Raw genomic sequence first — 17109 nt, forward strand, 5'->3', positions numbered from 1 at the left:
GTACGCAGGGTGTTGGGAATGCAGTGGCCTTCATGAGACACAGCTACGTCTTTTGACCGCCTTGGTCCAGACGCCTCCTTGTCATTTGCCTGACATGAATCAGCGCTAGACAAGAGGTGTTTTTAGTACCTATTCTTAGTTAAAAAAGGCGCGGTCAGAACTTTGATGTCCGGCCGCGCCTGTTTTCTTCCCCGATTTGGTGAGTGGTTCGGGGTTTATTGTCCACCGGCAGCTGCAACGTTGCGCGGCTCCATCGGCATTTCGCGCGGCGGGCGTCCGATGACGTCGCGCAGGTCTTCCAGTTCGATGAAGTTGTCGGCCTGGCGGCGCAGTTCGTCCGAGATCATCGGCGGCTGGCTGCGGATGGTCGACACGACCGACACGCGCACGCCCTGACGCTGCAGGCTGGCAATCAACGGACGGAAATCCCCATCGCCCGAAAACAGCACGATATGATCAACGCGCGGTGCGAGTTCCATGGCATCGACTGTCAGTTCGATATCCATGTTTCCTTTGACTTTCCGACGCCCCATGCTGTCGGTGTATTCCTTGGCCGGTTTTGTCACCATGGTGAAGCCATTGTAATGCAGCCAGTCAACCAGGGGACGGATCGGCGAATACTCGTCGTTCTCCAGAAGCGCTGTGTAGTAAAAAGCACGAAGCATTTTGCCGCGGCGCATGAATTCCTGGCGCAGCAATTTGTAGTCGATATCAAACCCCAGTGCTTTTGCGGCCGCATAAAGATTCGAGCCGTCGATGAACAGCGCTAGCCGTTCGTCTTTATAAAACATAAATAGTTCCTTCCGGTACAAACCAGCGACGCCGGGTGATAGGTGAGTGAGCTAGTAATAATGCAGCGCGCTGATATGCGTATAATTAGGGCATTCGATGCATATCGCAAGCATGCAATTCGCCGAATATAGGGAGTTTCATGAGCAATTTTTCGTCAGAAGCGGTGATTGCACTGGGCGCAAATCTCAGTCTGAGAGGCGTTGGGCCCAGGGTGACACTTCAGGCGGCTCTTGATGCGATAACGCGTCAGGGGGTGGTGATTCGCGCCGTCAGCCGCTTTTTTGAGACCCCGTGTTTCCCGCCCGGTGCCGGGCCGGACTACGTCAATGCGGCCGCTTTGATCCAGACAGACCTGACCCCGGTCGCGCTGCTGGGGGTGTTGCATCAGGTTGAACACGAATTCGGGCGCGAGCGGGTTCAGCGCTGGGGGATGCGTACCCTGGATCTGGATTTGGTCTGTTACGATGATCTGATCCTGCCGGACCGTACCGTGTTTGATCAATGGCTGACACTGCCGCCCGAGGCCCAGACACAAGAGACACCCGATCAGTTGATCCTGCCGCATCCCCGTTTGCAGGATCGGGCCTTTGTCCTGGTGCCGATGGCCGATGTTGCCCCCGATTGGCGGCATCCGGTCCTGGGGCGCACAGTCTCTGAGATGCTGGCTGCGCTGCCTGCTGCGGATATTGAGGGCGTGACCCCTCTGTGAATGGTGCACTTGCGGCATTTCCTGCTTGTCAAGGCGGGGATTCGCGCTTAGATAAACGTCTTCCTGACATGGATTCAGTAACGGAGAGCGCCCCATGGCCCGCGTGACGGTTGAAGATTGCGTAGACAAGGTTCCGAACCGGTTTGAACTGGTGATGCTTGCCGCCCATCGTGCGCGTGAGATTTCTGCCGGTGGCCCGATCACCGTGGACCGCGACAACGACAAGAACCCTGTCGTATCGCTGCGCGAAATCGCGGATGAGACCCAAAGTGCCGATGAACTGCGCGAGCGTCTGATCGAAGCGAACCAGACCCAGATCGAAGTCGATGAGCCGGAAGAAGATCAGATGGCTCTGCTGATGGGCGCGGAATCGGACAAGCCGGCTGAGGACGACATGTCCGAAGAAAAGCTGCTGCGCGCTCTGATGGAGGCGCAAGGCCAGGGGTAACCCAAGCTTATAAGGTGCGGACCGGATGATTTCTGCTGAAGACCTGATTGCGCTGGTCCGCAACTACAACCCCAAGACAAATGCCGAGCGCATCACCCAGGCCTATGAGTTTGGGAAGCAGATGCACGAAGGCCAGTTCCGCCATTCCGGCGAACCTTATTTTACCCATCCCGTCGCAGTAGCCGCCATCCTGACCGAACAGCGTCTGGATGACGCGACAATTATCACCGCGCTGCTGCATGACACCATTGAGGACACCAAAGCCAACTACGGCAAGGTGGCCGAGTTGTTCGGGGATGAGGTGGCCAAGCTGGTGGATGGCGTTACCAAGCTGACCAATCTGCAGCTGTCCAGCCGCGAAACCAAACAGGCTGAAAACTTTCGCAAGCTGTTCATGGCCATGTCCAAGGACCTGCGCGTCATTCTGGTCAAGCTGGCCGACCGTCTGCACAACATGCGCACGATCAAGGCGATGCGCCCCGAAAAACAAGTGGTCAAAGCGCGTGAGACGATGGACATCTATGCGCCGCTTGCGGGCCGTATGGGTATGCAATGGATGCGCGAAGAGCTGGAGGATCTGGCCTTTCGCGTGCTTAACCCCGAAGGTCGTCAATCGATCATCCGGCGCTTTATCACTCTGCAACGCGAAACCGGCGATGTGATCCACCGCATCACTGGCGACATGCGTTTTGAGCTTGAGAAGGCAGGGATCGAGGCCGAGGTGTTCGGGCGCGCCAAAAAGCCTTACTCGATCTGGCGCAAGATGCAGGCCAAGGATCAGGGCTTTTCGCGCCTTTCTGACATTTACGGCTTTCGCATCATCACCCAGACCGAGGAAGACTGCTATCGGACGCTGGGCGCGATTCACCAGCGTTGGCGCGCGGTACCGGGTCGGTTCAAGGATTACATCAGCCAGCCGAAATCCAACGGCTACCGCTCGATCCAGACCACCGTGTCCGGGCGCGATGGCAAGCGGGTTGAGGTTCAGATTCGGACGCGCCAGATGCATGACGTGGCCGAAACCGGTGTGGCGGCGCATTGGTCCTATCGCGATGGTGTGCGGTCTGAAAACCCCTTTGCGGTGGACCCGGCCAAGTGGATTTCCAACCTGACTGAACAGTTCGACAGCGAAGAGGATCACGAGGACTTCCTCGAAGCTGTCAAGCTTGAGATGTATTCGGACCAGGTGTTCTGCTTTACGCCTAAGGGTGATGTGGTGAAACTGCCGCGCGGGGCGACGCCGATCGACTTTGCTTATGCCATCCACACCCGGATCGGCCATGCCTGTGTCGGGGCCAAGGTCGATGGCATCCGCGTGCCGCTGTGGACCCGAATCAAGAACGGTCAATCGGTGGATGTGATCACTGCCGACGGCCAGACCCCGCAGGTCACCTGGCTTGAGATTGCGGTGACCGGTAAGGCCCGAACCGCGATCCGGCGGGCGCTGCGTGAAGTGGATCGTGAAAGATTCATCAAACTGGGCAAAGAGCTGGCGCGCTCAGGGTTTGATCACGTGGGCCGCAAGGCCACCGACAAGGCGCTGGACACGGCGGCCAAACACCTGCGACTGAAGGACCGGCACGAGCTGCTGGCCCGTCTCGGCAGCGCCGAGCTGACCGCGCATGATGTGGTCAGCGCGGTCTACCCGGAATTGACACAGGACGAAGGTGACGCGATTTCCCCGCGCCGGGCCGTGATCGGTCTGGAGCCGGGTCAGAAATTTGACCGTGCGCCGTGCTGTCAGCCCCTGCCGGGCGAGCGTATCGTCGGCATCACTTTTCGGGGCCGGGGCGTTATCGTGCATGCCATCGATTGCGACCGCCTGTCGGAATACGAAAGCGAACCGGACCGCTGGGTCGATCTGCACTGGCATTCGGGCACGCACCCGGCCGCCTATGGCGTGACGCTTGACCTGACCATCGGCAACGACGCCGGGGTGTTGGGGCGTATTTGCACATTGATCGGTGAGAAAAAGGCCAATATCTCGAACCTGGAATTCGTGGACCGCAAACCGGATTTTTACCGTCTTCTGATCACTGTCGAGCTACGCGACCTTGAACAGCTGCATTCGCTTATGCTGATGCTTGAGGCGGAAAGCGACGTTGCCGCGGTCGAACGGCATCGGGATCGGGAAAAAACCGCTGTGGCGGCTGGCTGAGAAGGGGTGATCAGGAGTGGTATTCAAGCGCCGAGATCGACGCTCGCCCATTCAGATCGCCTCGGAATTTGTCTATCCGCGCGGCGGATGGACCCGCGCCTTTCATTATGTCAAACATCGCATCCGGCGCCTGCCGGATTCGCCTGAACGTATCGCGCGTGGCGTTGGGGCCGGGGTGTTTGCGGCCTTTACACCGTTCTACGGCTTTCACTTTTTCATTGCCGCGCTGCTCAGCCGTCTGATCAATGGCAACCTGCTGGCCTCGCTCAGCGGGACGTTCTTTGGCAACCCTCTGACCTATGTTCCGATTGGGGTCGTCTGTTTGCAGACCGGGCATTTCTTGCTGGGCGATGACTTTGAAGAGGGTGAAACCCACGGGCTGATGGCAAGCTTTGGCAAGGCGCTCAGCGATCTGAAGAACAACTTCATGGCGATGTTCACCGACCGCGTGGCCGACTGGCGCGGCCTCAGCGTGTTTTATGATGAGGTGTTTTTTCCCTATCTGATCGGGGGCATCCTGCCGGGCCTTCTGGCGGCCTTCATTTGCTATTATCTCAGCCTGCCTGTGGTGCGGACCTATCAGCAAAGGCGCCGTGCCAAGATCAAAGCGAAATTCGACGAAATCAGGCGGATGGCCGAAGCTGAGGCCGCCGGGCCTCCGCCGCCTCCCGTCGGCTCGGATCAGAGCCCGAAAAAGGAAACAAGTGATGTCTGACACTCATCTGCGTCTGGGCGTGAATATCGATCATGTTGCCACGGTGCGCAACGCACGCGGCGGGGCCTATCCTGACCCCCTGCGCGCCGCCAAACTGGCCGAAGAGGCCGGGGCCGATGGCATCACCGCCCATTTGCGCGAAGACCGCCGCCATATCTCGGACGCCGATATTGATGGCCTGATGGAGGTCCTGTCGGTCCCGCTGAACTTTGAGATGGCCGCCACGCCCGAGATGCAGCAGATCGCCCTGCGCCACAAACCGCATGCGGTGTGCATCGTCCCGGAAAAGCGCGAGGAACGCACAACCGAAGGCGGGCTTGAGGTCGCGCGTGAAGAAAACAAATTGGCGCACTATATTGCACCGCTGCGCGAGGCCGGATGCCGCGTGTCGATCTTTATCGCCGCCGATCAGCGCCAGATCGAAGCCGCCCATCGCATTGGCGCCGAAGTGATCGAGCTGCACACCGGCGCCTATTGCGACGCCCATGCCGAAGGTCATATGGACGAGGCCAAGCGCGAGTTGGAAGCCCTGCGCGAGATGTCCGCTTTTGCCCATTCACTGGGACTTGAGGTGCATGCGGGTCACGGCCTGACCTATGACACTGTGCAGCCCATCGCCGCCTTCCCCGAAGTGCGTGAACTGAACATTGGCCACTTTCTGATCGGTGAGGCGATCTTTCGCGGCCTCACCCCCGCCATTGCCGAGATGCGCCGGCTGATGGATGGGGTGCGCGGATAACGCATTTCAAAATATAAGGAAATTGAAATGAATTCTCGTCTTGTCCGGTTTTCGCTGGTCTTTGTAGGAACAAGCCTGGTCATACCACTTGCGATTTTTGTCGTTCAGTTGCTTCTGAAAGTCGATCTCTCAAGCTCGGGCGCGGGTATGATCCCTTTCATGATCGCCGCGATGGTCGAGGGGCAGCGCTATGTGAAAGACTTCGGAGAAAAGCCAACCCCGTCCGAGATGTGGAAAGCGGCAAGGTTCATGGCGCTGATCGGGATGGTCTGGTCATTGGTCCTGGCCATCGTTTACTTCGTTGTCTTGACCGGCGCATGGGACATGTTGGCCCAAATCTCTCCCGTGTTTATGCTGATTGCAGTTGTTGTTTTGTACGGCATAGCCTTGCTGACGTGTCGGGTATTTGTCTGGCTTGGGGCAAACAACCAATTGAAACAAATGGCACGCAAGCGCGGATAATACCATGATCCTCGGCATCGGTACAGACCTCGCGAATATCGAACGCATTCAGGGCACGCTCGACCGGTTTGGTGACCGCTTTCGGAACCGCGTTTTCACCGAGATCGAACAGCGCAAGGCCGAACGCCGCCACGATACCGCGGGCACCTACGCCAAGCGCTGGGCCGCGAAAGAGGCGTGTTCCAAGGCGTTGGGCACCGGTCTGCGGATGGGCATCGCATGGAAAGACATGGCCGTCACCAATCTGCGCACCGGCCAGCCTGTGATGCATGTCACCGGCTGGGCCGCTGAACGCCTGAAAGAGATGACGCCCGAGGGGCATGAGGCGATCATCCACGTCACCTTGACCGACGACCACCCCTGGGCGCAGGCTTTTGTGGTGATCGAGGCGCGGCCCGTTCAAGATCACGCCGCTCAGCCTTGACTTGCCCCCAGCCGACCCGCATGTAGCACCCCAACAACCCAAGGACCGGAGAGCAGTATGGCCGAGGACGTGAAAACCGGAAATCCCGTTTGGGAGACGATCAAAACTATCGTCTACGCCCTGCTGATCGCAGGCGTTTTCCGCACTCTGTTCTTTCAGCCCTTCTGGATTCCCTCAGGTTCAATGAAACAGACCCTGCTGATCGGGGATTTCCTGTTCGTCAACAAGATGGCCTATGGCTACTCCTATGCCTCTTGTCCAAGCTTGATCATTCCCAGCGTCGGTCTGAACATCGATGCCGAGGATGTGTGCGGCTGGATGAAGGGCGACAACACCCGTATCTGGGGGGGGGAGCCCGACCGCGGGGATGTCATCGTCTTTCGCCATCCAGTCACAGGCCGCGACTATATCAAACGCCTGATCGGTCTGCCGGGGGATCGTGTCCAGATCCGCGATGGCCAGATCATCCTGAACGGCACGCCCGTCCCGCAGCAACCCGATGGTGTCTTTATCGAAACGGCTGAACCGCAAGGGCCTCAGCGCCTTCGCCCGCGCTGTGAAAACGGGCCTGTGGGGATCGGTGGTATGTGCGAGAAATCCCGATCCATCGAAACCCTGCCCAATGGTGTGACCTACGATGTCCTCAATATCGGCAACCAGAGCGCGGACAATACAGGCATTTATACCGTGCCCGAAGGTCACTATTTCTTCATGGGTGACAACCGCGACAATTCCTTGGACAGCCGCGCGTCGCAATCTGCCGGTGGCGTGGGGTATGTGCCTTATGAAAACCTCATCGGACGGGCGGACCGGATCATGTTCTCTTCTGCGGGCCGTTCGATGTTGTTCTTCTGGACCTGGCGGGGTGATCGCTTCTTCAAGGCGGTCAATTGAAGCTATCGGCTGACATAAAAGCGTTCCAACAGCGTCTGGGGTATGAGTTCAAATCCTCCGAACTTCTGGTGCGCGCCCTGACGCATGGCTCTGTGTCCTCGGCAACGCGACCCGACAACCAACGGTTGGAGTTTTTGGGCGACCGCGTGCTTGGCCTTGTCATGGCAACCGCACTGCTTGAGGCGGATAAAACCGCAAGCGAAGGCCAACTGGCCCCCCGGTTCAACGCGCTGGTGCGCAAAGAGGCCTGCGCCGACGTTGCCCGTCAGATCGATCTGGGCGCGGTGCTGAAACTAGGTCGGTCCGAAATGCTGTCGGGCGGACGTCGCAAACAGGCCCTGCTGGGCGACGCGATGGAGGCTGTGATCGCCGCCATTTACCGCGATGCCGGGTTCGAGGCCGCCCGCGACGTGATCCTGGCGCTCTGGGGTGACCGCATTTACACGGTCGAGGCTGATGCCCGCGACGCCAAAACCGCATTGCAGGAATGGGCGCAGGCCCGCGGCCAAAAACCGCCCAGCTATGTCGAGGTCAAGCGCAGCGGCCCGGACCACGCCCCGGTCTTCACCATCGCCGCACGGCTGCAAAACGGCCCCGAGGCTCAGGCCACCGCAGGCTCCAAACGTCAGGCCGAGCAGGCTGCCGCCAAGGCCCTGCTTGAAAGCCTGCAGAAATAGCCGCCGGGGATCCCTTCATCTGGCCAAAAATATCCCGGGGGTGAGCCCGGATGAAATCCGGGCGAGGGGGCTGGCCCCCTCACCGGTCGGATTGGCACAGCCAATTCGACATTCAGACCACCCGGATAAACCCGGTCAGACCGGTTTTCTGATGCTCAATCACGTGACAATGAAACGCCCAATCGCCCGGATTGTCCGCGACCAGCGCAATGTCCACAATCTCATCTTTCAACAGCAACATTGTGTCCGTCAAAAGCGGAGGCAGAACACGCAGGTTCGAACTCAGTGGCGTGTACACCAATCCATGCAAGTGAATGGGATGCAGATTGGGCGACTCGTTACGCAATCGCAGAACATAGCTCTTGCCCATTTCCAGCGTCGCCAGCGGCCCAACCCCCGGTGCTGCGTCGCCGGGCCATGGCGTGCGGTTGATGGACCAGAAGTTATAACCCAAAGACCCACAGAACCCGTTCACCGGCTCACCCCCTTCGGGCGTCCAGCCGAACACAAACTCATGCAGTTCGGCATTGGCCAGATCGGGTTTTGCTGTCGGATTTGCTGCCAAAGCCCGCAGCTCGCGCAAATCGCGCGATGCAGATGCCCCCATCGCTCGCAAGCGGGTCACGGCGCGCGGCGGCTGACCGGGAAACTTGGCCATGAGGTTGACCATCTGCCCTTCATCACCGGGCATCCTGACAGCAAAATCCACCCTTTGACCGGGTCCCATCAGCATAGGCTCATCGGCTTTGGGCAGGGGGATGTCAATCTCGACCGGATGGCCATCCCAGGCGATAACCCGCGCCTCTGCACCAGCTAGATGTACTTTGTAAATCCGGGTCGTATCCGTGTTCACCACGCGCAGCCGCACCAGACTGCCCGAGGCATGGTCATAAACTGGGCTGTGCTGCCAGTTCGCGGTCTGCACATTGCCGAATGTCCCCGCCCGCGCAGCCCCGCGGGCCGTATAGGCGGGCAGGAAAGCCCCGTCATCATCCAGTCGGAAATCCCGCAGGTTGACCACTTGGTCACTGTCGAAACCAGGGTCCTCGGCCTCGGCAATCACCATCACACCGGTCAGGCCGTGGGCCATCTGCTCCATCGTCATGCAATGGGGATGATACCAATAGGTCCCCGCATCCGGCGGCGTGAACTCATAGTTGAATACCTCGTCCGGCCCCATGGGCATCTGCGTCAGATAAGGCACGCCGTCCATTTTATTGGGAATGCGCAACCCGTGCCAATGCATGGCCGTGTAATCCGGCAGCGTGTTGCGCACCGGGAGGCGCATGACCTCACCCTGCTTGCCATAAAGAACCGGGGGTGGCGCATCCGGCGACAGGCTGACCATGCCGTTCGTGACCTGGTCGCGCAGAAGGTAGCTGGCCGGTTGTATCACCAGCTCTTGCGTTCCAGCTGCCAGCCCAAAACCGCCCAGACCTGCCGCGCCGGTGGCGGCGGCAGTACCCAAAAGAAACTCTCGACGTCTCATATCCAACCTCATGAACGGGAAAACTGCACCGGGCTCGGCCTGGCTGGGCGCGCGCCGCATAAGTGGCATCGCCGACGCATGGCCGCAATGCGACAAATCCCTCTGGCCCAAAGGCCCTTTCTGCTATAGGGGTGCGCACTTGCAAACAGGATCGCAGGATACATGACCACACGCGCCGGATTTATCGCCCTGATCGGAGAGCCCAACGCAGGCAAATCCACCCTTCTGAACCGCATGGTCGGGGCCAAGGTCTCAATCGTGACGCATAAGGTGCAAACCACGCGCGCGCGTATTCGTGGCGTGGCGATGGAGGGCGACGCGCAACTGGTCTTCGTCGACACGCCCGGCCTGTTCAAACCGCGCCGCCGTCTGGACCGTGCCATGGTCGCGGCGGCCTGGGGTGGGGCTGCGGATGCGGATGTGGTCGTGTTGATGGTCGAGGCGCACCGCGGCATAACCGAAGGTGTCGAGCGTATTCTGGAAGGTCTGGACGAGATCGGGCAGGGCCGCACTATCGCGCTGGCGATCAACAAGATCGACAAAGTGCCATCCGAGAAACTGCTGGCGCTGACCAGTGACCTGAACGCGCGTTACTCTTTTGCTGAGACCTTCATGATTTCAGCCGAAAAAGGCCATGGCGTAGACGATCTGCGCACCTGGCTGGCGGGCGAGCTGCCCGCAGGCCCATGGCTCTACCCCGAAGACCAGATCGCCGATCTGCCCCTGCGCATGATCGCAGCCGAAATGACGCGCGAGAAACTGACCCTGCGCCTGCATCAGGAACTGCCCTATCAGCTGACGGTCGAGACCGAGAACTGGGAAGAGCGCAAGGATGGCTCGGCCAAAATCGATCAGGTTATCTACGTCATGCGCGACGGCCACAAGGGGATCGTTCTGGGCAAACGGGGTGAGACGATCAAGGCAGTTAGTCAGGCCGCAAGGGCCGAGCTTGAAGAGTTCCTTGACCGGAAGATTCACCTGTTCCTGCAGGTGAAAGTCCGCCCCAACTGGCTTGAGGAATCTGAACGGTACTCGGAAATGGGTCTGGATTTCAAAGACGGCAACGCATGACGCGGGCCGAGAATTTTCGTCGAAAATTCTTACGCCCAGCGGATGGGGCGGTTCAATGGCACGTCTGACGGCAGAGTTCTGGGTGCATGCCTATCTGGCGCGGCTGCGTTTTCAGGAAATCCCGGCTTTTGTCGTTGCCCATGGCGATGACACAGCCGGCGCGGTGCTGATCAAGTTGAACACTTTGGACGGTCAGGCGATTGCCTTTCAGCGCAGTTTTGATCTGATGAGCGGAGAACGCAAATGGGTCGAGCTGTCCAGTGGCGCTGAGGGTGATGTCGACGCCGCTGTCACCAAACAGCGCAGCTTTGACCCCGACCTTTGGGTGATCGAGGTCGAGGACCGACAGGGACGGCATCTGCTGGGGGAAGAAGGGTTGGAGTGAGATCTGAACTCCAAAAAATGTCTCAAAGACGACGTGGTGTTGCGCCTCGGTGACGGCTCGACTGTTTAACCAGAGCCCTTGTTGTATGAAATTGCATAACACTCAGCAGTCAGCCAAATCATGTGGAAATTCACATATTTGGGACTGAAATGAATAACGCAATCAAGGCCTTGGCGCCGATCTCCGCATGTGTAAGCTATCTTCTTCTCGCCGGTTGTGAAGCGCAACAAACTGACAAAAGCAGCTTGCTGGTCGGGAGTTGGGATTGTCGTTCAACCGTCGAATCTCCGGACGGTGGAGAGACCGAACTGGCATCTTTGACTCTGCAATATTTGAGCAATCACAAATCCAATGCGAATCTGGTTATTTCCGCCAGCGAGGCTGGGCTCGACGTTGAAATCGAGATGATTGGGTCTGGAAACTGGGAAATTGACGGCGACTATCTTATTGAAGAAATCGAAAAGATAAGCGTTCTTAATCTGACAATGCTGGGGCAGACGGTGTTGATGTCGGACCTGCCGGATGAAGTGGGTCAAGAGTTTGAGAACCTAATCGAAGCGTTTCAGGGACTGTCGGCCATGTCGGAAATTCGGACGCTCACGTCCGGTAGGTTGGAGCTCTATGATCCCACTGAAAAAGTCACAACCAAATGCTCTGCACTTTGACGTGGAACTGTGAAAGTATCCACGTTGACCGATATATCGGGAGGGGCTGACATAGCAAGCCTCTCGGCGGCCATGTAGCGAACCAAAGGATACGGATACTCCGCCATGGACTGGCGCGATCACGGCATACTTTTGACCTCTCGCCGTCATGGTGAGACGGCGGCGATCATTGAGGTGTTTACCCAGGCCCATGGTCGCCATGCAGGTGTGGTGCGCGGAGGGACAAGTCGCAAGATCGCTCCGATCCTGCAGCCCGGCGCGCAACTGGACGTGCTTTGGCGCGCGCGGCTTGAGGAACATATCGGAACATTTCAGGTCGAGCCGCTCAGGTCCCGTGCGGCCGCGGCCTTTTCCGGGCGGTTGGCGTTGGCCGGGCTGAATGCGGTGGTTGCCCTGCTGTCCTTTTGTCTGCCTGAACGTGAGCCACATCCGGCGATCTACAAACAGTCCGAACAACTGATGGACTTGTTGGGGCAGGATGAGGTCTGGCCTTTGGCCTATCTGCGCTGGGAGTTGGCGCTGCTGGAAGAGCTGGGGTTTGGTCTGGACCTGACAGCCTGCGCAGTGACCGGCGCGACCGAGGGGTTGGTCTATGTCTCACCCAGAACGGGCCGCGCAGTCAGCGCCAAGGGTGCGGGCGAATGGGCGGACAAGCTTTTGCCGCTGCCGCCTTGTTTGCGCGGCGAGGGCGCAGCGCCAGATGCCGAGATCGCCGAGGCCTTGCGCACGACCGGGTACTTTCTGGAACACCGCGTCGCGCCATCGCTGGGTCACAATCCGTTGCCAGAGGCGCGGGCGCGGTTTTTGGATCAATTCACTCGGCGGCTGTGAACACCATCTCGTGCCCGTCCTCATTGCGCAGGATCAGCACGTCGCCCGAGACTTCGGACTGGGTCATGGACATGAGGGCGGCAAAGTAAAACCCTTCGGCCTCAAGCCCCACGCAGGCGGCGCGGGTGGCGGTCAGGTCGGTGATTTCGAACCATGGATACGGCGCGCTCAGGCTGCCGCTATAGCTGTTGCAGGGGGCGTTGCCCTCGATCCTGCCCTCTTGTGGAAAACGCAGTTGGGCGCTGGCCTCGAAAGCTTGCCCGTCAATCTCTTGCAGGGTCCAGACCTGATCCGCAGCGCCATAGGCCGCGACGGTTTCATCCCTGTCGCATTGGAACAGGGCCAGAAGGGGCAGGGTCAGCAGAAATCGGGTCATGACAGCAATTTCAGTAAGGGTTCGCGCCGCTCAGCAGTTCTTCGCGTACCTCGCTGCGGGGCCTCCAGTTGTATCGCGTATCCTCGCGGACCTCATCCCAGAACAGATCGCCGCTGTTGCGCCATGGATCAAGGATGATCCCGTCATACATCGAATCCCCCTTGGCGCTGATCAGGGCCGAATGATGGATAATCCGAAACGCGGTCGGAGGGGAGGTGGCCCAGTGCATATCCAGCGTGCGAAAATCCTCTTGCCGCAGACGCGTGGTCATGGCCTGCGCCCAGTCATTGCACAGGCCAAACTCGCGAAATCCGTTGATGATCTTGGCGTTGTGGACAATGGCCGCGTCGGTGACGTTCCAGTCCTGCTTGAGCTGCTGCGAGTAGGTATAAGAGATTTCAGCGGCCCGCTTGGCCTCGGCCGGATCGACATTCGGGCCAAGGGATTGAATGGCCCGTGCCAGATCGTCCACATCATTTTGAGTGACGGGGGCCTGCGTTGTCGCACAGCCTACAAGGGTCAGGATCGCCCAAAGCGCGAGTAGTCGTCTGATCATTCCGAATGCCATTGGTTAAGGGACGCTGGCTGCTGTAACCTTGTTCCGGCCTGTGATCAAAGGGGAAGTTGCTTTTCGGCGGATCACATCTGATCCAGACAGAAAATGACCCGGCACGAAGGCCGGGTCAGTTGGGGAAACAGAGCTGCCGTATTCGGTCACCCGAGCAGACGTCGTGCGATGACCTGTGCCTGAATTTCGGCAGCCCCTTCGAAAATGTTGAGAATGCGCGCGTCGCACAGGACACGGCTGATCTTGTATTCCAGCGCAAAGCCGTTGCCGCCGTGGATTTGCAGGCCATTGTCGGCCGCCGCCCAGGCGACACGCGCGCCCAGCAGCTTGGCCATGCCGGCCTCAAGATCACAGCGCTGGCCGTGGTCTTTCTCCCACGCGCTGAAATAGGTCAGCTGGCGCGCGATCATGATTTCGACCGCCATCATCGCCAACTTGCCCGAGACGCGGGGGAAGTTGATCAGGGACTTGCCGAATTGCTTACGATCCTGCGCGTATTGCATGGCAATATCCAGCGCGCTTTGCGCCACGCCGATGGCGCGGGCGGCGGTCTGGATACGGGCGGACTCAAACGTCTCCATCAGCTGTTTAAAGCCTTTGCCCTCTTCGCCGCCCAGAAGGTTCTCGCCTTTGACTTTGAAGCCATCAAAGCCCAGTTCGTATTCCTTCATGCCGCGATAGCCCAGAACCTCGATCTCGCCGCCGGTCATGCCGGGGGTGGGGAAGGGAGCTTCATCCGTTCCCGGTGTCTTTTCGGCCAGAAACATCGACAGGCCCCGGTGGTCGGTGCTGTCAGGGTTGGTTCGCGCCAGCAGGGTCATCACATGGGTCCGCGCCGCATGGGTGATCCATGTCTTGTTGCCGGTGATCTCATAATCGCCCTCGGCAGTCTTGACCGCGCGGGTGCGCAGGCTGCCCAGATCCGATCCGGTGTTGGGTTCGGTGAACACGGCGGTGGGCAGGATTTCAGCGCTGGCCAGTTTCGGCAGCCAGTTGGCCTTTTGCTCATCCGTGCCGCCTGCGATGATCAGTTCGGCCGCGATTTCGGACCGAGTGCCCAGCGAACCGACGCCGATATAGCCGCGCGAGAGTTCTTCGGACACCACGCACATCGACGCTTTGGACAGGCCGAAACCGCCGAATTCTTCGGGGATGGTCAGGCCAAAGACACCCATTTCGGCCAATTCCTCGATGACCTCCATCGGGATCAGCTCATCCTTCAGGTGCCACTCATGAGCGTGAGGTTCGACCTTTTCGACCGCATAGCGGCGGAACTGGTCCCGGATCATCTCAAGCTCTTCGTCCAGCCCGGAAGCCCCGAACATGGTGGCCCCGGCCTGATCCTCCATCAATTCCACAAGACGGCTGCGGGCGGCTTGAGTGTTACCGCCTTGGGTCAGGGTCATCACCTCGGGAAGCATCAAAGCGCGCATATCGTCCTGGCTGAGGCCAAGATCCTGAAGGCGAACGATTTCACCCTGGTTCATTTGGATGCCGCCATAGACCTGCCACAGGTATTCGCCAAACGCGATTTGATGCAGCAGCTGTTCTATTTCACCAAACTTGCCATCGCTTTCCAAGGCCTCGGCCCATCGCTGCATCTGTTGCAGAGACTGATTGTAGGTTGCCAGCCATGCCAGGCCATGGGCAGCCGTCTGGTGCGCCTCGATCAATCCGCCGGACACACGACCTTCGGCGGTGACCATCTCGCGCACGGAGGCCCGGGCACGTTCAAACACATTGTCCACTGCGGGCAGCGCCGCGCGGGTCAGTGCCAGAAGGTCGGGCAAAATCGCGGATGTGGTCATCTGGGTCATATCCTGTCCGTCATGGGCCATGAATCGAGTCCTTCTTTGCTGTCGTCTGGTCATATCATGCTGCACGTGCAGCGCAACAAAAATACGAATTACGTCGCGAAATAGTTCGAAAATTGCTTATACGATTTTGCACTGCAGCACGCGGCAACAGTGTTATGACGGGGCTATGACGTTGTTTTCCTTGCTCACTCCGCAGGACCTGATTTTGGCATTGGCCGTGGCCTTCGTGGCGGGTTGGGTCAAGGGGATGGTCGGTTTTGCCATGCCGATGGTGCTGATTTCGGGCCTCAGCCTGTTCTTGCCGCCAGAGCTTGCGATTGCGGGTCTGATCCTGCCGACGCTGGTCACGAACGGTGTGCAGGCCCTGCGCGAAGGCATTCCCGCCGCTGTGTCAGCCATCAAAGAGTTCCGTGTGTTTCTGGCCGTCGGGCTGGTGTTCCTGCTGATCGGGGCGCAACTGGTCAGCGCCGTTCCGGCCCGGACCTTTCTGCTGATGATTGGTGCTCCGGTCACGTTTTTTGCGCTGATCCAGGTTCTGGGCGTGAAGCTGACACTGCGCGCACCTTCGGCGCGGGTTGAGGCCGCAATCGGTGCGATTGCCGGTTTTGTTGGCGGGATGTCGGGAATCTGGGGGCCGCCAACCGTTGCTTATCTGACGGCGCTGAACACGCCCAAAGCGATCCAGATGCGGGTGCAGGGGGTGATCTATGGGCTGGGTGCGGTGGCGCTGTTGATTGCCCATATGGTGTCGGGCATCTTTCGGGCGGACACGGCGCCGTTTTCGGCCGTGTTGATTGCTCCGGCCTTGGTTGGAATGCTGGCGGGGCTGTGGCTGCAATCCCGCATTGATCAGGCGGTGTTTCGCAAGATCACCTTGCTGGTGCTGCTGATTGCCGGGGTGAACCTGTTGCGGCGTGGCTTGTTGGGTTAGCGGCGCTTGTCGGCGAAGCGAAAGGCAAAATACAGGCCCATCATCAGGAAAAGCAGGCCAAAAATGTCCCCGATCAGATAGGCAACATACTCTGCCCGCGCGCTGCCAAAGGCCAGGTTTGTCAGGCCCGAGACAAGGAAGGACGTCACAATCCCAACCCCCATGACGCAGGACCAGCACGGCTTGCGATCCGGGTGCGGAAACAAGTCCCATCCAGCCCATTTGCACAGGTAGAACACCGCAGGCACGGTTGTGACGGCGATGGCGATTGCGATCAACCTGCTGGGCAGGAACACATCGCTGCCGCCAAGGACGGCAAAGACCAGAAAGACACCCGGCAACAGCGCGAAGATCGCACGCCAACCCAGCAGCCATGCCGACAGAACCCGCACGCCGTGCGGCAGAAAAAGAAGGCTGGCCCTGCTGGGATATTCCGGAAAGAACACATTCTGCAGCGGCATCAAAACCTCGAACGTGAGGTATGATGCGACCACATAAGCCAAAGAGGCGTAGAAGGTGTCAGTTGCCCACCTGCGCACGTCGATCAACTGCCTGCGCGCAGGTTCAGGGCGTTACCTGGGGGCATGAACGATATACCGGCCCCGGTTGGCGCTGCCGCTTTGCGACAGATATCCCTTTTGAACAAGCGACTTCAGCGCGCGAAAGAATGTCGGGCGCGAAACGCTTTGAACCAGAGTGTGTTCGATCAATCCGAAGGTGCGCACTTCGGTGTCGTCTTTCGACAGCTCTTCAGCTGCATAGTAGATGTCACGCTCAACCGGAGAGAGTTGCTCCAGCCCCAGCGTGCGTTCCATGCTTTGCATCAGCTTGCGCAGCTCGGTCAGTTTCGAGATTTCAGTCATGTCTTACCCATCTTTTCAAGCGCCGTGATCCGCAGTTTCGCGGAGTGTTTCGATATCCTGAACTGAGTGTTTTCAGCATATCTCACGTTGACACT

21 protein-coding genes are annotated in these 17109 nt (G+C 59.0%); 14 read left to right on the forward strand and 7 right to left on the reverse strand.

The features are described from left to right. Positions 1 to 215: 215 nt before the first annotated feature. The gene (locus ACRZ94_RS18665; protein WP_480656043.1) at positions 216 to 791 is read right to left on the reverse strand and encodes a LabA-like NYN domain-containing protein; all 576 of its coding nucleotides are present in this window, start codon (positions 789 to 791) and stop codon (positions 216 to 218) included. A 140-nt stretch (positions 792 to 931) separates the two neighbouring features. Here ACRZ94_RS18665 and folK point away from each other — a divergent pair, with 140 nt between their 5' ends. From folK to rnc, 9 genes are all read left to right on the forward strand, one after another. Next, positions 932 to 1501 carry a 2-amino-4-hydroxy-6-hydroxymethyldihydropteridine diphosphokinase gene (folK, locus tag ACRZ94_RS18670; RefSeq protein WP_480656044.1) on the forward strand — a complete coding sequence of 190 codons (570 nt, stop codon included), beginning with the start codon at positions 932 to 934 and terminating at the stop codon, positions 1499 to 1501. Between the two features lie 94 nt (positions 1502 to 1595). Next, a complete protein-coding gene (gene rpoZ, locus ACRZ94_RS18675) occupies positions 1596 to 1949 on the forward strand; it encodes a DNA-directed RNA polymerase subunit omega (protein ID WP_170380450.1) in 354 nt (117 codons plus the stop codon). Between the two features lie 25 nt (positions 1950 to 1974). After that, positions 1975 to 4107, forward strand: coding sequence for a RelA/SpoT family protein (locus ACRZ94_RS18680; RefSeq protein ID WP_480656047.1), 2133 nt, complete (start codon positions 1975 to 1977; stop codon positions 4105 to 4107). Positions 4108 to 4123: 16 nt separating this feature from the next. Then, positions 4124 to 4822, forward strand: a complete 699-nt coding sequence (locus tag ACRZ94_RS18685; RefSeq protein WP_480798033.1) for a DUF2062 domain-containing protein — start codon at positions 4124 to 4126, stop codon at positions 4820 to 4822. Further along, the gene (locus ACRZ94_RS18690) at positions 4815 to 5561 is read left to right on the forward strand and encodes a pyridoxine 5'-phosphate synthase (RefSeq protein WP_480798034.1); all 747 of its coding nucleotides are present in this window, start codon (positions 4815 to 4817) and stop codon (positions 5559 to 5561) included. The genes ACRZ94_RS18685 and ACRZ94_RS18690 overlap by 8 nt, the downstream gene beginning before the upstream one ends. A gap of 27 nt (positions 5562 to 5588) precedes the next feature. Beyond that, entirely contained in the window at positions 5589 to 6023 is a 435-nt protein-coding gene (locus ACRZ94_RS18695) for an ABZJ_00895 family protein (RefSeq protein WP_480798035.1), read from the forward strand. A gap of 4 nt (positions 6024 to 6027) precedes the next feature. Next, positions 6028 to 6447: a holo-ACP synthase gene (gene acpS, locus ACRZ94_RS18700; RefSeq protein ID WP_480798036.1), complete on the forward strand. Its 420-nt coding sequence runs from the start codon at positions 6028 to 6030 to the stop codon at positions 6445 to 6447. A 57-nt stretch (positions 6448 to 6504) separates the two neighbouring features. Then, complete coding sequence (gene lepB, locus ACRZ94_RS18705; protein ID WP_480798037.1) at positions 6505 to 7341, forward strand: signal peptidase I; 837 nt, start codon at positions 6505 to 6507, stop codon at positions 7339 to 7341. Then, the gene (rnc, locus tag ACRZ94_RS18710) at positions 7338 to 8018 is read left to right on the forward strand and encodes a ribonuclease III (RefSeq protein WP_480798038.1); all 681 of its coding nucleotides are present in this window, start codon (positions 7338 to 7340) and stop codon (positions 8016 to 8018) included. Before lepB ends, rnc begins: the two co-directional genes overlap by 4 nt. Positions 8019 to 8130: 112 nt before the next feature. On the opposite strand, the gene ACRZ94_RS18715 is transcribed toward rnc, so the two are convergent. Further along, entirely contained in the window at positions 8131 to 9507 is a 1377-nt protein-coding gene (locus ACRZ94_RS18715) for a multicopper oxidase family protein (protein WP_480798039.1), read from the reverse strand. A gap of 162 nt (positions 9508 to 9669) precedes the next feature. On the opposite strand from ACRZ94_RS18715, the gene era reads away from it, so the two are divergent. The 4 genes from era (at position 9670) to recO (ending at position 12459) form a co-directional block, all read left to right on the forward strand. After that, positions 9670 to 10578, forward strand: a complete 909-nt coding sequence (gene era / locus ACRZ94_RS18720; protein ID WP_480656061.1) for a GTPase Era — start codon at positions 9670 to 9672, stop codon at positions 10576 to 10578. Between the two features lie 55 nt (positions 10579 to 10633). Next, positions 10634 to 10963: a DUF1491 family protein gene (locus ACRZ94_RS18725; protein ID WP_480656062.1), complete on the forward strand. Its 330-nt coding sequence runs from the start codon at positions 10634 to 10636 to the stop codon at positions 10961 to 10963. A 149-nt stretch (positions 10964 to 11112) separates the two neighbouring features. Then, entirely contained in the window at positions 11113 to 11628 is a 516-nt protein-coding gene (locus tag ACRZ94_RS18730; protein WP_480656063.1) for a hypothetical protein, read from the forward strand. Positions 11629 to 11733: 105 nt separating this feature from the next. Beyond that, positions 11734 to 12459, forward strand: coding sequence for a DNA repair protein RecO (gene recO, locus ACRZ94_RS18735; protein WP_480656065.1), 726 nt, complete (start codon positions 11734 to 11736; stop codon positions 12457 to 12459). Here the strand turns inward: recO and ACRZ94_RS18740 are convergent. From ACRZ94_RS18740 to ACRZ94_RS18750, 3 genes are all read right to left on the reverse strand, one after another. Then, positions 12443 to 12835: an META domain-containing protein gene (locus ACRZ94_RS18740; protein WP_480656067.1), complete on the reverse strand. Its 393-nt coding sequence runs from the start codon at positions 12833 to 12835 to the stop codon at positions 12443 to 12445. The two genes, recO and ACRZ94_RS18740, sit on opposite strands and share 17 nt — an antisense overlap. Positions 12836 to 12845: 10 nt before the next feature. Continuing rightward, positions 12846 to 13391, reverse strand: coding sequence for a hypothetical protein (locus ACRZ94_RS18745; protein WP_480656069.1), 546 nt, complete (start codon positions 13389 to 13391; stop codon positions 12846 to 12848). A gap of 158 nt (positions 13392 to 13549) precedes the next feature. Further along, complete coding sequence (locus ACRZ94_RS18750) at positions 13550 to 15241, reverse strand: acyl-CoA dehydrogenase family protein (RefSeq protein ID WP_480656071.1); 1692 nt, start codon at positions 15239 to 15241, stop codon at positions 13550 to 13552. A gap of 145 nt (positions 15242 to 15386) precedes the next feature. On the opposite strand from ACRZ94_RS18750, the gene ACRZ94_RS18755 reads away from it, so the two are divergent. After that, positions 15387 to 16151, forward strand: a complete 765-nt coding sequence (locus tag ACRZ94_RS18755) for a sulfite exporter TauE/SafE family protein (protein WP_480656073.1) — start codon at positions 15387 to 15389, stop codon at positions 16149 to 16151. On the opposite strand, the gene ACRZ94_RS18760 is transcribed toward ACRZ94_RS18755, so the two are convergent. Both ACRZ94_RS18760 and ACRZ94_RS18765 read right to left on the reverse strand, forming a co-directional pair. Further along, positions 16148 to 16612 carry a hypothetical protein gene (locus ACRZ94_RS18760; RefSeq protein WP_480798040.1) on the reverse strand — a complete coding sequence of 155 codons (465 nt, stop codon included), beginning with the start codon at positions 16610 to 16612 and terminating at the stop codon, positions 16148 to 16150. The genes ACRZ94_RS18755 and ACRZ94_RS18760 overlap by 4 nt on opposite strands. A 111-nt stretch (positions 16613 to 16723) precedes the next feature. Beyond that, positions 16724 to 17014, reverse strand: coding sequence for a hypothetical protein (locus tag ACRZ94_RS18765; protein WP_480656076.1), 291 nt, complete (start codon positions 17012 to 17014; stop codon positions 16724 to 16726). Between the last annotated feature and the right edge of the window lie 95 nt (positions 17015 to 17109).

It is taken from the genome of Ruegeria sp. CH10 (genome assembly GCF_056537125.1).

Bases quoted from the DNA above. Each gene is read 5' to 3' on its own strand.
- lepB (WP_480798037.1), top strand. From the start codon at position 6,505: ATGGCCGAGGACGTGAAAACCGGAAATCCCGTTTGGGAGACGATCAAA.
- ACRZ94_RS18695 (WP_480798035.1), top strand. From the start codon at position 5,589: ATGAATTCTCGTCTTGTCCGGTTTTCGCTGGTCTTTGTAGGAACAAGC.
- era (WP_480656061.1), top strand. From the start codon at position 9,670: ATGACCACACGCGCCGGATTTATCGCCCTGATCGGAGAGCCCAACGCA.
- ACRZ94_RS18725 (WP_480656062.1), top strand. From the start codon at position 10,634: ATGGCACGTCTGACGGCAGAGTTCTGGGTGCATGCCTATCTGGCGCGG.
- ACRZ94_RS18740 (WP_480656067.1), bottom strand. From the start codon at position 12,835: ATGACCCGATTTCTGCTGACCCTGCCCCTTCTGGCCCTGTTCCAATGC.
- ACRZ94_RS18690 (WP_480798034.1), top strand. From the start codon at position 4,815: ATGTCTGACACTCATCTGCGTCTGGGCGTGAATATCGATCATGTTGCC.
- ACRZ94_RS18730 (WP_480656063.1), top strand. From the start codon at position 11,113: ATGAATAACGCAATCAAGGCCTTGGCGCCGATCTCCGCATGTGTAAGC.
- ACRZ94_RS18680 (WP_480656047.1), top strand. From the start codon at position 1,975: ATGATTTCTGCTGAAGACCTGATTGCGCTGGTCCGCAACTACAACCCC.
- folK (WP_480656044.1), top strand. From the start codon at position 932: ATGAGCAATTTTTCGTCAGAAGCGGTGATTGCACTGGGCGCAAATCTC.
- ACRZ94_RS18665 (WP_480656043.1), bottom strand. From the start codon at position 791: ATGTTTTATAAAGACGAACGGCTAGCGCTGTTCATCGACGGCTCGAAT.
- ACRZ94_RS18715 (WP_480798039.1), bottom strand. From the start codon at position 9,507: ATGAGACGTCGAGAGTTTCTTTTGGGTACTGCCGCCGCCACCGGCGCG.
- ACRZ94_RS18765 (WP_480656076.1), bottom strand. From the start codon at position 17,014: ATGACTGAAATCTCGAAACTGACCGAGCTGCGCAAGCTGATGCAAAGC.
- ACRZ94_RS18755 (WP_480656073.1), top strand. From the start codon at position 15,387: ATGACGTTGTTTTCCTTGCTCACTCCGCAGGACCTGATTTTGGCATTG.
- ACRZ94_RS18750 (WP_480656071.1), bottom strand. From the start codon at position 15,241: ATGGCCCATGACGGACAGGATATGACCCAGATGACCACATCCGCGATT.
- ACRZ94_RS18745 (WP_480656069.1), bottom strand. From the start codon at position 13,391: ATGATCAGACGACTACTCGCGCTTTGGGCGATCCTGACCCTTGTAGGC.
- recO (WP_480656065.1), top strand. From the start codon at position 11,734: ATGGACTGGCGCGATCACGGCATACTTTTGACCTCTCGCCGTCATGGT.
- rpoZ (WP_170380450.1), top strand. From the start codon at position 1,596: ATGGCCCGCGTGACGGTTGAAGATTGCGTAGACAAGGTTCCGAACCGG.
- ACRZ94_RS18760 (WP_480798040.1), bottom strand. From the start codon at position 16,612: ATGCCGCTGCAGAATGTGTTCTTTCCGGAATATCCCAGCAGGGCCAGC.
- acpS (WP_480798036.1), top strand. From the start codon at position 6,028: ATGATCCTCGGCATCGGTACAGACCTCGCGAATATCGAACGCATTCAG.